Annotated in this window: 11 protein-coding genes and 8 pseudogenes; 16 read left to right on the top strand and 3 right to left on the bottom strand. The window is 36.0% G+C overall.

What is annotated here, in order from left to right; genetic code table 11:
* The first annotated feature begins 9 nt into the window (after positions 1-9).
* The 8 genes and pseudogenes from ABWU45_RS08250 to ABWU45_RS08215 form a co-directional block, all read left to right on the top strand.
* Positions 10-494, top strand: a pseudogene (locus ABWU45_RS08250) (hypothetical protein).
* Between the two features lie 19 nt (positions 495-513).
* Positions 514-1,980 carry an ankyrin repeat domain-containing protein gene (locus tag ABWU45_RS08245; RefSeq protein WP_353278503.1) on the top strand — a complete coding sequence of 489 codons (1,467 nt, stop codon included), beginning with the start codon at positions 514-516 and terminating at the stop codon, positions 1,978-1,980.
* Positions 1,977-3,806 carry a phage terminase large subunit family protein gene (locus tag ABWU45_RS08240; RefSeq protein ID WP_353278502.1) on the top strand — a complete coding sequence of 610 codons (1,830 nt, stop codon included), beginning with the start codon at positions 1,977-1,979 and terminating at the stop codon, positions 3,804-3,806. Before ABWU45_RS08245 ends, ABWU45_RS08240 begins: the two co-directional genes overlap by 4 nt.
* Positions 3,799-4,023 carry a gpW family head-tail joining protein gene (locus ABWU45_RS08235; protein ID WP_353278500.1) on the top strand — a complete coding sequence of 75 codons (225 nt, stop codon included), beginning with the start codon at positions 3,799-3,801 and terminating at the stop codon, positions 4,021-4,023. Before ABWU45_RS08240 ends, ABWU45_RS08235 begins: the two co-directional genes overlap by 8 nt.
* A pseudogene (locus tag ABWU45_RS08230) lies at positions 4,024-5,422 on the top strand (phage portal protein). It begins immediately after the preceding gene.
* On the top strand, positions 5,422-6,456 hold the full coding sequence (locus tag ABWU45_RS08225; RefSeq protein ID WP_353279070.1) for a S49 family peptidase: 1,035 nt from the start codon (positions 5,422-5,424) through the stop codon (positions 6,454-6,456). Before ABWU45_RS08230 ends, ABWU45_RS08225 begins: the two are co-directional and overlap by 1 nt.
* A gap of 141 nt (positions 6,457-6,597) precedes the next feature.
* Positions 6,598-6,972, top strand: coding sequence for a head decoration protein (locus ABWU45_RS08220; protein ID WP_353278498.1), 375 nt, complete (start codon positions 6,598-6,600; stop codon positions 6,970-6,972).
* 25 nt (positions 6,973-6,997) lie between these two features.
* A pseudogene (locus ABWU45_RS08215) lies at positions 6,998-7,522 on the top strand (major capsid protein); the annotation flags it as partial.
* Positions 7,523-7,542: 20 nt separating this feature from the next.
* Here the strand turns inward: ABWU45_RS08215 and ABWU45_RS08210 are convergent.
* From ABWU45_RS08210 to ABWU45_RS08200, 3 pseudogenes are all read right to left on the bottom strand, one after another.
* Positions 7,543-7,995, bottom strand: a pseudogene (locus ABWU45_RS08210) (IS66 family transposase); the annotation flags it as partial.
* A 240-nt stretch (positions 7,996-8,235) separates the two neighbouring features.
* Positions 8,236-9,158: pseudogene (locus tag ABWU45_RS08205) on the bottom strand (IS110 family transposase).
* Between the two features lie 150 nt (positions 9,159-9,308).
* A pseudogene (locus ABWU45_RS08200) lies at positions 9,309-10,286 on the bottom strand (IS66 family transposase); the annotation flags it as partial.
* A 106-nt stretch (positions 10,287-10,392) separates the two neighbouring features.
* On the opposite strand from ABWU45_RS08200, the pseudogene ABWU45_RS08195 reads away from it, so the two are divergent.
* From ABWU45_RS08195 to ABWU45_RS08160, 8 genes and pseudogenes are all read left to right on the top strand, one after another.
* Positions 10,393-10,881: pseudogene (locus ABWU45_RS08195) on the top strand (major capsid protein); the annotation flags it as partial.
* A gap of 85 nt (positions 10,882-10,966) precedes the next feature.
* A complete protein-coding gene (locus tag ABWU45_RS08190; protein WP_143688821.1) occupies positions 10,967-11,272 on the top strand; it encodes a hypothetical protein in 306 nt (101 codons plus the stop codon).
* Between the two features lies 1 nt (position 11,273).
* Positions 11,274-11,774: a phage tail protein gene (locus ABWU45_RS08185; RefSeq protein WP_353279101.1), complete on the top strand. Its 501-nt coding sequence runs from the start codon at positions 11,274-11,276 to the stop codon at positions 11,772-11,774.
* A gap of 9 nt (positions 11,775-11,783) precedes the next feature.
* A complete protein-coding gene (locus tag ABWU45_RS08180; protein WP_353278496.1) occupies positions 11,784-11,990 on the top strand; it encodes a PAAR domain-containing protein in 207 nt (68 codons plus the stop codon).
* A 2-nt stretch (positions 11,991-11,992) separates the two neighbouring features.
* Positions 11,993-12,328, top strand: coding sequence for a GPW/gp25 family protein (locus ABWU45_RS08175; RefSeq protein ID WP_264375260.1), 336 nt, complete (start codon positions 11,993-11,995; stop codon positions 12,326-12,328).
* Between the two features lie 2 nt (positions 12,329-12,330).
* Positions 12,331-13,107 (top strand): baseplate J/gp47 family protein, encoded by a 777-nt coding sequence (locus ABWU45_RS08170; RefSeq protein WP_353278494.1) that lies wholly within the window; start codon positions 12,331-12,333, stop codon positions 13,105-13,107.
* Positions 13,107-14,266 (top strand): annotated as a pseudogene (locus tag ABWU45_RS08165) (phage tail protein). Before ABWU45_RS08170 ends, ABWU45_RS08165 begins: the two are co-directional and overlap by 1 nt.
* A 168-nt stretch (positions 14,267-14,434) precedes the next feature.
* Positions 14,435-15,145: an ankyrin repeat domain-containing protein gene (locus tag ABWU45_RS08160; RefSeq protein WP_353278492.1), complete on the top strand. Its 711-nt coding sequence runs from the start codon at positions 14,435-14,437 to the stop codon at positions 15,143-15,145.
* Positions 15,146-15,154: the final 9 nt, after the last annotated feature.

The raw sequence follows: 15,154 nt of genomic DNA, 5'->3' as shown, positions 1-15,154 counted from the left end.
AGGAAAAGAGTGGAAAAAATCACGCAGACGGAATGGGCAAGAGAGATAGGAGTATCAAAGCAATATGTCTGTTATTTAGTAAAAAAGGAATAGTTAAGTTGGAGGATGGTTTGATCGACCGAGAACAAGCAAATGAAGCGGTAGCAGCAATAAGAGATCCAAGTCAGCCACTGAGGAGGAAAAATCCAGAAAACGAAAATACAAGTAACCTTTCCACAATGTTGCTTAAAACTCGAATAAAAAATGAAATGGAACGAGGTAAACTACTTGAGGCGAAAGCTAAGGCTGAGATATGAGAACTTGTAGCAGTAGAGGAAGTAAAGCGCGATGCATTTAACGTAGCAAGAGTTGTCCGTAATAATTTGCTTAATATTCCAAATAGAGTTTCAGCACTGCTTGCATCACTGAGTGAGACTGAAAAGATTCATATGGCGCTAACTGAAGAGATTACAAACTCACTCGAAGAATTATCTAACGCTAAATTTCAAATATAAAAAAGATTTTGAATATAAAATGGCTGATAACTTAAGCTTAGAGTTAATAAAGTGTCTCATTAATCAACCAGGAGTGGATGTAAATGTTAGAGGATTAAATGGAAAGACACCGCTGCATTATGCAGTAGAAATTAACGAGTTTGGTATGGTTGCACTCTTACTGAACAGGAAAAATATTAATCCACTGATCACTGATGATGATGGTAAAAGTGCGCTAGATTGTGCAAGAGAAGAAATATTACAAGCGCTAATTAATAACAAATACGGATCAGAGGAAGATAGCTTACTTCACTTAGCTGCGATGTTGAATGAAGCAAATGCTGTAAGGTTTTTACTCGACAAAGGGGTTAATGTTAATGAGCAGAATGCTCTACTACATACAGCATTACACTTAGCAGCAGGAGCTGGAAATGAAGAAATAGTAGAAATTTTAATTAGAGAAGGAAATGCGGATAAGGACATTCTTGATGCGAGAAATCACGCAGCAATTCATTATGCAGTAAACAACAAGAGAATAGGAGTAGTAAAAAAACTAGTAGACCTCGATGCAAATGTAAATAGGACCGGTAGTGGAGAAAATGCAACAAAGTTATCACCTCTTCACAATGCTGTAAGCGTTAGCAATTATGATGAACGAGATTTGTGTTTGGATATTGTAAGGTGTTTAACAAATGCTCCAAACTCCAAGGTTAATTTACAAGACTATGAAAATAAAACACCATTACATTATGCTGAAAGACTTAAAACAATAGAGGTTTTACTAACGCGAGAAGATATAGATCCTTTGATTAGAGATGATAAAGGCAAAACACCATTTTGTTATGCAAGAGAAAGGAATAAACAAGATATAGTGGAAATTTTAGTGAGTAGTAAATATGGAGAAGATAAAAACAGTTTACTTCATTTAGCTGCAAAAAAAGGATATGAGGAGTTCCTAGAAGAGATTTTAGAAGAGGGAGTTGAAGTAGATATTTTAAACAATAAAGGAGAATCAGCGATATATCTTGCAGCAATAAATAGACATTTTAATATAGTAAAATTACTGCTAAAGAAAAGAGCAGATGCTACAGATGTTTTTCAGTACGCAATAACAACAAATAACATAAAACTGATAAAGTTATTAAGCAAAGAAAAAGATATAGTTTTATTTGGAAAAAATGACAACTTTCCGACATTTCATTTATTGAGCAATAAATATTTTGAAGAAAGGAAAATAGCAGACAAAAAAATAAAGAAATACATCAATATCGTCTGTGTCTCTATAACAGTATGTGCAATAGCGATAGTGGCTAACATTATAGCTGCGGTAATGGTAGGAATAGTTGCGCTCATAGCTGCAATAATAATGAGTAATTTAATTCAGAAGTATATAGAAGAAGCACTTGAAAAGAAAATGTTTACTGAACTTGAAAGTGAGAAAACAAGTAGTCCTAATTTAAGTGATGTGGAAATATCATCTAATGATGGTGAAGAGCTAGTGATATGATATACGCCACATCATTTTCTGAAGGTTTAAGACCAGACCCGCAACTTAAAGTATCAGAGTGGGCGAATGAGTATCGAGTTTTAGCAGCAACTGCAGCATCAGAGCCAGGTAAATGGAGAACAGAGAGAACTCCTTATTTAAAAGAAATCATGGATTCACTATCTCCGTCCTCACCAGCAGAAAAAGTAGTATTCATGAAAGGAGCGCAGATTGGAGGAACAGAAGCAGGTAACAATTGGATTGGCTATATTATCGATCAAACACCAGGTCCAATGCTGGTAGTACAGCCAACAGTTGAAATGGGAAAGCGTTGGTCAAAAGGAAGATTTGCGCCGTTAATAGAGAGTACGCCATGTTTAAAGAGTAAAGTAAAAGACCCAAGGTCAAGAGACTCAGGCAATACTGTACAAAGTAAGGAATTTCCAGGTGGAATAGTAGTAATAACCGGAGCAAATAGCAGTGTAGCACTGAGATCTATGCCAGTAAAATATCTCTTTCTTGATGAAATAGATGCCTACCCAGGAGATTCAGGAGGAGAAGGAGATCCAGTACTGCTTAGTATTGCTCGAACTAATACATTTGCACGGAGAAAGATTTTTTTAGTATCAACACCAACGATTCATGGAATAAGCAGAATTGAGAAAGAATTTGAAGCAACAGATAAGCAGTACTTTTTTGTACCATGTCCGTATTGTAATTACTATCAAGTTCTAAAATGGTCACAAATTAAATGGGAAAACAACGACTCAAGAACAGCACATTATGTCTGCACTGAATATAGCGGCAAAATAGAAAATCACCAAAAGACAGAGATGCTAGACCGTGGAGAATGGAGAGCTACAAATCAAGTACACAATAGCAAAGTAATAGGATTTCACCTTTCAAGTCTTTATAGCCCAGTTGGGTGGTATAGTTGGCAACAAGCAGTAGAGGATTTTCTGCATGCAAAGGAAAGTGAACAATTACTGAAAGTTTGGATCAACACAACGCTTGGAGAAACCTGGGTAGATAAGGGAGAAGTACCAGACTGGAAGCAATTATTTAACAGGAGAGAATTTTTTCCCGTAGGCACAGTACCAAAAGGCGAAGTAGTTCTCACAGCAGGAGTAGATGTCCAAAAAGATCGTTTAGAAGTAGAAGTTGTAGCATGGGGAAAAAGTCGTGAAAATTGGTCAATAGACTACCAAGTATTTGAAGGAGATACAGGAGGTGGAGAAGTATGGAAAAAGCTTTCGGAGCTCCTCAATCATCATTTTATCGGTGAAAATGGGCTTGAATACATGATAAGCATGATGGCGGTTGATGCAGGGTATGCAACGCAGGAAGTTTACAACTGGGTGAGAAGTCATCAAGGGTCTGGAAGAGTAATGGCAGTGAAAGGTGTAAATAAAGCACTAGTACCACTTAGCAGCCCAAGTAGAGTAGATATAACAGTTGGTGGTCAAAAGCTGAAAAGAGGAATAAAGCTCTGGCCAGTAGGAGTATCGATATTAAAGTCAGAGCTTTTTCAATTACTTAATGTTTTAAAAGAAGGTGAAGAAGCTCCAGCAGGATATTGTCATTTTCCTGAGTATGCACCTGAATATTTTAAGCAGCTAACAGCAGAGCAATTAGTCAGCAAGGTAGTAAAAGGATACACCAAACAGGAGTGGCAAAAGGTAAGAGAAAGAAATGAAGTGCTAGACTGCCGAATTTACGCAAGAGCAGCATCAATAGCACTGGGAATAGACAGATGGCCAGAGAGTAAATGGAATAGTTTAAGTGAAAAACCAGAAAGTAAAAAGCCTAAAAAAGTAAGACAGAGTAAGTGGTTGGAAAATGTATAACGAAGAGTATTTGTTTCAAGTTGAGAAAGCAATTCAAAAACTGCAAAGCGGAGAAAGAGTTGTCTCAATTGCATATGGTGATCATGTTGTGCGGTACGGGGAAGTTCAAATAAAGGATTTATTGAATTTAAGACAACGAATTAAGGCTGAGTTAAAAGTTGCAGGTATGAAGCCAAAGAGGAAAATTGTTTTTTCAACGAGTAAAGGAATTTTATAAATGCTGCTAAAAACCTTCAAGCAATTGTTTAACAAACCAAAAATCAAAAGTTCTGCTTGGGATGCAGCAGGCTCAGGGAGAAGGGTAATGTATTGGCAAGGAGAAACAGGAAGCATAAATAATTTACTTTCTCAGAGCCTTGAGCACTTACGTAGCCGCTCTCGTGACATGGTGAGAAAAAATCCATATGCAGCAAATATCATTGATACCATAGTGAGTAACTCTATTGGAACAGGAATAAAACCGCAATCAAAAGCAAGAGATGGAGAATTTCGAAAGAAAATACAAGAATTATGGCTAAAATGGACAGATGAAGCAGATAGTAACGGAGTAAGTGATTTTTATGGATTACAAGCTCTGGTATGTAGGAGCATGATAGAAGGTGGAGAGTGTTTTGTACGCCTCCGACATCGTAAACTCGAAGATGGATTTTCTGTACCATTGCAACTTCAAGTATTGGAATCAGAGCATTTGGACAATAAGAGCAATCAAACACTAGCCAATGGTAATGTAATAAGAAACGGGATTGAGTTTTGGGCAAAGAGAGGCATATTACTTATTTAGAGAACATCCAGGAGAAGGCTCATTTGGAGAATCAGTGAGAGTACCAGCAAACGATGTTTTACATATCTATAGATCACTAAGACCTGGTCAGATAAGAGGAGAGCCATGGCTTTCTAATATACTGCTAAAGCTTTATGAGCTTGATCAATACGATGATGCAGAGCTGGTGAGAAAGAAAACTGCAGCAATATTTGCGGGATTTATTACAAGACTTGATCCAGAAGCAAATATTTTAGGTGAGGCGCAAGCAAATGAGCAAGGAGTAGCACTATCTGGACTGGAACCTGGAACAATGCAGCTTTTAGACCCAGGAGAGGACATAAAATTTTCAGAGCCATCAGATGTTGGAGGAAGTTATGAAGCATTCATGAGACAGCAACTGAGGGCAATAGCAATAGGCACAGGAATAACATATGAGCAGCTAACAGGAGATTTAACAAGCGTTAATTATTCATCCATTCGGGCAGGGTTGATAGAGTTTCGCAGAAGGTGTGCAATGTTACAGCATAACGTGATAGTGTTCCAGTTTTGTAGACCTATTTGGAATAGATGGCTAGAATTAGCAGTGCTTTGTGGAGAACTGAGTATAGATGAAAAAGTAGTAAAAGCAGCGAAAGAAGAAGTAAAATGGATACCACAGGGATTTGATTGGGTGGATCCACTGAAAGACCAGCAATCGCAGCAAATGGCAGTAAGGAATGGATTTAAGAGTCGATCGGAAGTAGTATCAGAAATGGGTTACGATGTTGAAGAAATAGATCAAGAAATAGCAGAAGATCAAAAACGTGCAAATAGTCTCAACTTAATGTTTGACTCTGATTGTAAAGGATTATGATGCTCTTAGGAAAACCATTAATGCTTGAACCAAGGAGTTTTGAGCTATTGTCATTAAACAATCAAAAACATCCCACGTTTAAAAACATAAAGCACTCCATCAAAAGTAACGTAGAAAGAACTGCAATTATACCAATTCATGGAATTTTAACTAAAAAACCGGGTGCGTTTGATGAAATGCTCGGGATGACATCATATGAGCAAATAGAAGTACAAGTAAAGCAAGCATTAGAAGATAGTAGTATAGAGACTATTTTACTGGACATAGATAGTCCCGGAGGAGAGGTAAACGGTATTTTCGACTTAGCTGATTTTATCTACAGTGCAAGAGCAAAAAAGAGAATTGTGGCAATAACAAACGATGATGCGTACTCTGCTGCATATGCTATAGCTTCTAGCGCTGAAAAGGTATATGTGAGTAGAACTTCAGGAGTAGGAAGTATTGGAGTAATAGCAAGTCACATAGATCAAAGTGGGTTTGATGAAAAGCAAGGTATTAAGTACACCACAATCTTTGCTGGTAGTCGAAAGAATGATTTAAACCCACATGAGCCAATGACGTCTGAAAGTCTGGAAAGCTTACAAAAAGAAGTAGACCGACTATATGAAATGTTTGTGCAGCTAATAGCACGTAATCGAAACCTTTCTATAGAAGCAATCAAATCAACGGAAGCAGGGCTATATTTTGGCGAGAAAGCAGTAGAAATAGGTCTAGCAGATGGAGTTACAACATTTTTTGAATTTATCAATAATCATAAAAGTAGGAGTGTTAGTATGACAACTAATGAGTTAACTGAGGAAGGCTACGAGAACTGTCGTAGAGAAATTTTAGAGATAATAAGATTATGTAATGTATCAAAGATGCCAGAGAAAATAGGAGAATTTATTGAGCAAGGCGTAAGTGTTGAGCAAGCAAGGGAGGTTTTAATGGAATTACTTGCAGAGAGAACAAAGAAGACAGAGATTTTAAATACAATACCACAGAATTCTCCGGAAGATTTGATGATGCAGGTAGCGAAAAGTCGGTGCATTTAAATTTTATAACCGCCGTATATAGTGCTCTGTGGTAAACAAGTGTTCAAAATGCCCCATAATGGCTAATTATAAGGTAATAACCGCGGTGTATAGCAATTGTAAACGCGGCGGTAAAAAAATAAAAAAAGGAGAGAAAAAGGTATGACAAGTATAACTGAACAAAATAACCTTGGTGACCTATTAAAGTATGAAGCATCAAGTCTATATTCAAGAGACCAAATAACAGTAGCTAAAGGTCAAAATATTAAACTTGGTGCAGTAGTTGCCAAAAAGACAGAAGATGGTTTTATTAGAGTACTTAATCCCATTGGAACAGATGGCACACAAACAGCAATAGGTGTAATAACAAGTGATGTAAACGCAACGGAAAACACCAAAGCAGTAATCATTACTCGTATAGCAATGCTAGCAGATCATGCAGTTGTATGGCCAGCAAATATCACTGAAGAACAGAAAGCTGAAGCAATAAAGCAACTTGAAGCACGAGATCCGCAAGGGAGCTTAAAAAACTATTAAAAACACAAAAGGGGGAAAATAAAAAATGCAAAATCCATTTACAAATACAGCATTTAGCATGACGGCACTAACAAATGCGATGAATATATTGCCGATAAATTATGGACGGGTTGAAAATTTAAATTTATTTCCAAATAGGTCAGTAAGATTTAGACATATTACCATAGAAGAACATAACGGAGTTTTAAGTTTACTACCAACGCAAGTTCCAGGAGCACCAGCAACAGTAGGAAAAAGAGGAAAAAGAAAGGTAAGAACGTTTACGATTCCGCATATTCCACATGATGATGTAGTGTTACCAGAGGAAGTACAGGGAATAAGGGCATTTGGATCAGAAAGTGAACTGAAAGCGCTGGCAGACGTAATAACTGACCATTTACAGCTAATGAGAAACAAACACGCAATAACATTAGAGCATTTGCGAATGGGAGCGCTGAAAGGAATAATTCTGGACGCAGATGGCAGTGAATTATTAAATTTGTACAACGAATTTGAAATCACACCGAAAGTAGTAAATTTTGCCCTTGGAACAGCGACAACTGACGTAAAGTATCCGTTCAGAGGTGTGGCTTAAGAGACAATAGATAGAAGGTTTTGAAATGGATTTAACTTTTTTTGCCTCCAAGTGAGATACAACGAAATTATCCGCTCAAGGAATCTATTCCCTCGCTCTGACTGTGCAAAATATGAATTCTTACGATAGACAACATAATGCCGTATTTGTCGCTCAACATGATTATTCGTTAATGGAATATTCTCTGGATCATCCAAAAATGTCCACATCATTGGCTCGGATTTTATAATACCCTTTACCGTTCGTGAAGCTCCTTTTGCTTCAAGTATATAAGATATTTTTATCATGCAGTACTGCATAAATCTTCGTAACTCTTTAGCTTGCTTAGTGAACTTTGAAATACTAATTTCATTTTCTGACAAAGCGTTTTTTAATGTAAATAATCCATTAGCTGCATCTTTTAAACAATGGCCAAGTCTCATTACTTCACTATTCCAGCTATGAGATACCGTCTTGTTAGTCAACATAAAAATTTCCTAAATTGCATCATAAAACCAAAAAAAATACTTCCAATTCACAATCTGTGTAGCAGTACACAGATTATAGTTAGTGTATATGTTGATAAGTAAATTTCTGCTGTTGTGTATATGTAAAATCAATTTACTTATCAACATACACTAACCAGCAACATTAAATAAATTTGTGTAAGATACTATTTCACATAAGATGTGATGGAGCACTTTTTGACTTTAAACTTCAGCTAATCTTCTAGCCTTATAATTCTTGATATGATCTGGATCAAAAGCCTTCCTTGAACTTAAAACACCAAAAACTATATGGAGTAACTTGCGCATTGCAGCTCCTACAATGGCCATGTTATGCTTGCCTTTCTCTTTTAACCTCTTACAAAAAGTCATAATAATAGGATTATGCTTTATGTTATATTCCGTGGTATAGTTCCAGCATATGATGCCAATTGCCTGGCATTTATAAAAACTTTTATATCAGAAATTTCAGCTAAAATAGCTACTGCTGATTCCTTTCCTATGCCTGGAACAGTTAATAGTAGCTGAAAATCTTCCAACAATTCTTTGTGTTGTTTTAATAGTTCATGTATGGAGTTTTTTATTGTTTCTATTGATTGCTCTATGTTCACTGAAAGATTTTCCCAAACATTTACAACTTTTTCAGGCAGTCTCTCTTTCTTTTCTAAATGATTATTTACTAATGTTAATTCATTTTTTAACGCAGCTGAACAACGATAAAGATGTTTTAATTTTTTCTTTTCAGAAGAAGGTGGTGTCCAACGTGTAGGTTCCTGTCTTTGACAATAATCTGCTATAATCTCTGCATCGCTCTGATCATTCTTTTGTCGCACAAGCTTACTCCTTGCATAAGATTTTATGCAATAAGGATTTACTACACTAACAAAATATCCAGCATTGTGTAGAAATTCAGCCAAAGCTTCACTATAACAACCTGTAGCTTCCATACAGATTGTTACTTGCTCCACATTATGTTTTTGTAAAAAATCAAGTAGACCTTGAAACCCAGAATCATCGTTTTTAAAATTCCTTTTCTTAGTTTCGCGTTTCCCTTTTTTACTTATGAAAGAAAGAAAAACATCAAAGCGATCTTTTGATATGTCTATACCTAAAAAGTTGTTGATCATTTATAACTCCATACGTTACCATTTAAAATGAAAAGTAAGGCTAACCTTGTGCATACAGAATTAGAACCATTTAGGTCTTTCTAAGATACCGTCCAACCTCTACTTTTGAGAAGGGAACTCTTTTCTCTTGGACAGATTTTATATCTAAGATAACATCCAGAGTTCTTCCCTTCTCCACCTAATGCTTAAGCTTAAAACATTAGATGCTTTTTTCAAGATACAAGATAACCTCTCGAAATTTCTCAATAAGTGAGCCCAACAAATTTGTCGTTTTTCATCACTGAAGTGGTTGTAAACTCCATATCTGTCGGTAATTACCCGATTTTTGTAATCACAAAATGCACTATTCTTTAAAAACTTCATTCCTCTTGTATCTGCTAACTTCATAAGACTTGCTTTATTGTTGGCAAACATCCAGCACCATTCCAATTTACCTTTGTTATAGTGACTGGTTTCATCAATATGCAAAATTTCGCTTGCTTTCATTTCTTCCTCTATTTGTTCATAGGCTTCTTTACATTTTGACGAGACCCTTGCTTCGCTATTGGACACACTACCAACACTTATACTCATGTTAAAGATGTCTTTCATGATATTCGCTATTTCTCGCTTTGAATTCTTATAAAACCCACTTAGTGATGCAACTACTGACTTAACTCTAGGACCAAAGGTATCAGGTGTAACTCCTTCTGGTAATTTGCTACTCCTTCTTTTTCCGCATTTACGACAGCGCCCATGTTCTAGTTGGTATTCCACTACGTAAGGCTTAATTTTTGGGAGATCAACATTCTGGTGAATATAGGGTTTGTTGCATACTGCAATTTCTCCACCACATTCACAAGTATCATGTAATCTTACTCTAATTACTTCATCTGCTTCCATTTTTATCCGATAATTTCCTTTATGACCAACTTGACCCCCTATCTTCCTGCCACCCTCTGACTTATCTTCTGGTGTGTCTTTTTTTATTTTGTACAGCTCTTTTGAACTTGGTAAAGATGAATTCCTTGAGTTCAAGCCAAGTCTCTCTCTTAGTTCAGCATTCTCTATTTCTAAGATTTTATTTTTTTCTTCAAGCTTTGCTACTTTTTGCTCTAAGTTTTTACATAACTCTACAATACTGATCAACAATTGAAGCATCTAGCCTTACCTTACTATCAACATTTTCTGTTATTATTACTTTGATATGTTATGTCAATTCTTTTTTATCCTTACCATACCTCTGAACGGATACGACGTAAAACGTAAGTGTCTGGAAGTACTCCGGCATATAGAAGATAATCTAAGTGGTGAATATATGACTGGAATTCATGCACTGGTAAGCCCTGAGTTTTTTGATGCACTAACTTCTCATGCTAAAGTAAAAGAAGCATACGAGAGATGGCAAGAAGGAGCAGCGCTTCGAAATGATATGAGGTCAGGGTTTACATTTTGTGGCATAACGTTTGAGGAATATAGAGGACAAGCAACTGATCCTGAGGGAAATGTGAGAAGGTTTATAGAAAGAGAAAGTGGAAACTGTTTTCCAGTAGGAACAGCGAGCATATTTACAACATATTTTGCACCAGCAGATTTTAATGAGACAGTAAATACACTAGGAAAACCACTTTATGCAAAACAAGAGCCAAGGAGGTTTGATAGAGGGACTGATTTGCATACACAGTCGAACCCTCTGCCAATGTGCCACCGCCCGGCCGTTTTGGTCAAGGTCGTTGCAACATAAAAATACTGATAGAGCAACAAAAAGGCAGTTAGTATTCTATCAGCATATAGCGTACTGATGAAAACTTAATGAATAAAATAGAAGAATGCAAGAGAGTATTAAGCGATTATTTAAAGATTGTCTTATCCATTTAGGGGAGTTAGCTTTATATGAGTCAAAGAATAAGTCATATATGGTACAAGTATTAAAGCAACAGCCAGATAAATTATACGAGATTGGTGAAGGACAATTTGTGGGAGAGATGCTTTTTCTTGAGGTAAGCATTTTTGATATACTGAGGCCAATTGTAGGAGATATTTTTGTTATAGGTGATTGCAAATACAAAATACACACACCACCACTTAGAGATAAATCTGGAATGGTCTGGCGAATCGAAGCGTATGGGGTGTAAAATGTCTGTGCATATAGAAGTTAATAGTAATGAGGTAATAGAAAGTGTAAATGCTAAAAGAAAAAAAATAGAATTAGCAATAGTGAGAGCGTTAAACAGAACAGCACTATGGCTAACATTGAAGACAGCAAAAGAAATTAGTGAGGAAAAGAAGATAAAATTAAGTTTGATAAGAAAGAGATTAAGAATTTTTAAAGCAAAAACAAGCAGATTAGAAGTGTTAATTAGAGCAAATCTCTACGACATTAGAGCATCGACAATTGGTAAAATACAAAAAACAAGAAGAGGATCGAAAGTAGGAAAGCATGAGTTTATAGGAGGATTTGCAGCAGTTATGCCAAAAGGAAATAGCGGTATTTTAAAACGTGAAGGAAGAGCAGCATTACCAATAAAGGAAGTTAAGTTGCCACTAGAACCTGAGGCTTCAAGGATAATAGGGAATCTTGTTAATTATGAAGTTGAAAAGGTATTTGAAAAATATTTTATACATTACATGAGTTAAATTATATGCATGACAAAGTTCTGGCAAGATTTACATCAAACAATTTGCAGCACACTGAAGGAAGAAATACCGTCTATACAGACATGTGAAGGAAAAGTAATGATTCAAGGATCAAAAATAGTGTTTGCAAATGGTCTTAGTGTAGGAAGAGTAGGAGATATAGTTTCATGTGGGTTTAAAGTAATAAAAGGCAGTGAAAGCGTCTTTGCAAAATAGAAATGAAGGGTATGGATGCTAAAACAGGAAAGACGTTAGAAGGAATAGAGCACTTAAAGCAGTCGATAATTGATATACTGACCACTCCAGTAAACAGTAGAATCATGAGGAGAGATTATGGGTCTAGGCTATTTGAATTAGTGGATAAACCAATCAGTAGAGATTTAACTATGGAAATCTATGCAGCAACAGCAGAAGCTTTGGAAAAATGGGAAAAGAGATTTAAGTTAGAAAAAGTAAAAGTTGAAGGAGTAAAAGAAGGGAGAGTAACATTGAATTTAGAAGGTGTCTATCTTTCAGAAGGTAAGTTCATAAATATTAATGGAGTAGTTGTTTAAAAATGCAGCAGCCAAATATTATCGAACCACTGAACTTTGAAGAGATTTTTGCTCGGATGAAGGAAGAGTTAGTGAAGCGTGATGCAAGCTTTACAGGATTGGTGGAAAGTGATCCAGCAATGAAGATATTAGAAGTAGCAGCGTGGCGAGAACTTTTACTCAGACAAAGAATAAATGAATCAGTAAAGAGCAATTTACTAAAATTTGCGACAGTTGATAATTTGGCTGAGTTTTATGGAGTAGAGAGACAAAAAGAGGAAAATGATGAACGATTTAGAAAGAGGGTAAAAGCAAAAATAAAGGGGTGGTCAACAGGAGGAAATTATCGTTATCATGCACTTTCGGCAGATAGAAGAGTAAAGGATGCGCTAGTAGAATCACCTATACCAGGGAAAGTACAAATTTCAATCTTATCAACAGAATTATCCACAACTGGCATAGTGTTAGAAGAGCTACTTGAAATTGTAAGAAAGCAAGTTACTAGAGATGATATAAGGGTTTTAACCGATACAGTAACAGTAATTGGTTGCAATATTACGGAAATAGATATTCACAGCAGAATGAGCATAAGTCCTGTAATATCAGAGGAAGAAATCAAGAAGCAGTTCATCAAGAAGTTTGAAGCAAGCAAAAGGTTGGGATGGAACGTAACAAGATCATGGATAATAGCGAATTTATTTGTAGATGGTGTAGAAAACGTAGAATTAATCGAGCCAAAAGAAGATGTTGTGGTTCTGGGAAATGAATGTGCAAATTTGAGAAATTTAAAGATTGAGTAATGTTACTGCCACCAAATGCAACAAAACAGGAAAAAGCGCTGGTAGATGCGATAGATTATAAAGTAGATCCAAGCTGTATCAGGGGATTTAAGTTTAGATTGGAAGAAGAAACATTGCCGTGGTTGATTGAGGAATATGGTTTAGAAGAAATACTACGCTGGGTAAAAGATAGAAGAAAAGCCATAGTAGAAGGAGTAAAATTTCAAAGACTACGTGGAACACCTGCCTCACTCAAAATAGCACTCAAGTGGGCAAATATAGAAGATATTACAATCATCGAAGAACCACCTGGTAAACATTTTTTGAGTTGCAAGTAGGGATAAAAGAGGTACCAAATGACTTCTTCGTAGATGCAGTAGTAGAGCTGGCAAAACTATCACTGCCTGTAAGATCGAGATTGATAAGAATTTTTAACGATTATTATAATGCGCAGAGATTTATATTGGATGAGAGTTTATTTGGAAGTTTGTTATCAGACTACTCTGGTATAAAAGTTGAAAAGAATGGGCCAGTGTTATCGTTTGGAAGAATAAATTTTTTCAGTTCTAGAGGTCCGTTAGTAGAGATTGTAGACAACTATTTAAGAGAGCATTATGAACAAACATTTAGTAATGACATATATCGATTAGATGTAGCAGTACTTGGAGAAACAGAGCTTCACACAAAGGATTACAAAGGCATTTATGAAAGAAGTCATCAGTGGTATAACTTAAAAGCCCTGTATCCTCTAACTCAAAGCTTATTACCATCGATTAAATTTGCTAAAGCGCAGATAGTATTATCGGACAGTTGGAACTTAGGAGAAACAAATGCGTGCTTTCCGGTTGGTAGCATAGAAGAAGAAGGAAATAAATTTGTATTGGGAAACGATAAACTTTCAGGGCAACGTTGGAATTTAAAACACAAACCAATTTTAGAAAGGTTTAGCGTTACCCATGATTACAAAGTAGAAAATCATACCGATCAAAAGATTACAAAATACGCTTTAGCAGAGCACAATATTCATTTTGAAAGTGAATTAGATTCAGAGCAAAAAGATTCGATACACGAATTAGAAAATTACATTTTAGTATTTTACCCAGGAGTACTGAAGTGGCACGAACATCGACATTTGCACAGAAGTTGGAAAAGTAGTCAAGTTATATCTATAATAAGTTAAGTACTTATATTTAGATCCTCATATATTATATTAATAATAGGTAAAAGTGTATGAAATAAAAAGAAAAGGACTTGCTTTCTCATGCTAAAAAGGACATGACTTGAATAGCAGCAGGTAAATATAAGAAATTTGTCTGGCGCTAGAAAAGCTAATTTTGTGAGGTATGAAATGAGTTTTAGCAAGAGTAAGTTTTTTAAAGAAGTATCAAGTAACGGGTTTAAAAACATTAATAAAAGAAATGAAGAAGGAGAGATGATATTGCATCAAGCAGTAGAAATCTCTGATTACAAAACAGTGAGGTTATTAATAAAAAAAGGAGCAGAGGTAAATGCAAGAGATAAGAAGGGTTATACACCACTGCACTGTGCAGTATTTGCGAAAAGCTTAGAAAATGTAAAGGTGCTGATAAGGTCGGGAGCGGAAGTAAATGCCACTCAATATGTCACTGGATGTACGCCACTGCACTCTGCATGCAAAATAGGAGGAGCAGGAGTTGAAATAATAAAAGAGCTAGTAAAGGCCGGAGCTGAAGTTAATCAACTGAATAAGTACGGTGCAACACCAATGTATTACATCTGGGAAAGTGAAAAGTATCGTCTATGTGATAGCAAAGAGAGTGAAAAGGCGAGCAAATTTCTGAGAGAAAAAGGTGGAGTAACAAAAAGTAGAGAACTGACGTGCTATGGAATAGAGAGGCTAGTGGGAGAAATAGCAGACATGTTGAATGGGAGTTATTTGCCGGAGTTAAAAATAATAGAGATAGAAGAAATAAGGAAGAGAGACAAATCACTGATAAAGGAAGAATGTAAAAATTTAGCAAGCAAAATAATGAGCCAAGTGAACGAAATGATAGATGAGGTAGCGAAAAGGAAGGTTTAAAAGAGGGAT

Origin of the sequence: Wolbachia endosymbiont (group B) of Longitarsus flavicornis (assembly GCF_964028135.1) — a bacterium.
In the GTDB taxonomy this organism is placed as follows: domain Bacteria; phylum Pseudomonadota; class Alphaproteobacteria; order Rickettsiales; family Anaplasmataceae; genus Wolbachia.
The sequence above is the reverse complement of the archived record's forward strand: the minus strand, read 5'-3'. Positions and strand labels throughout refer to the sequence as shown.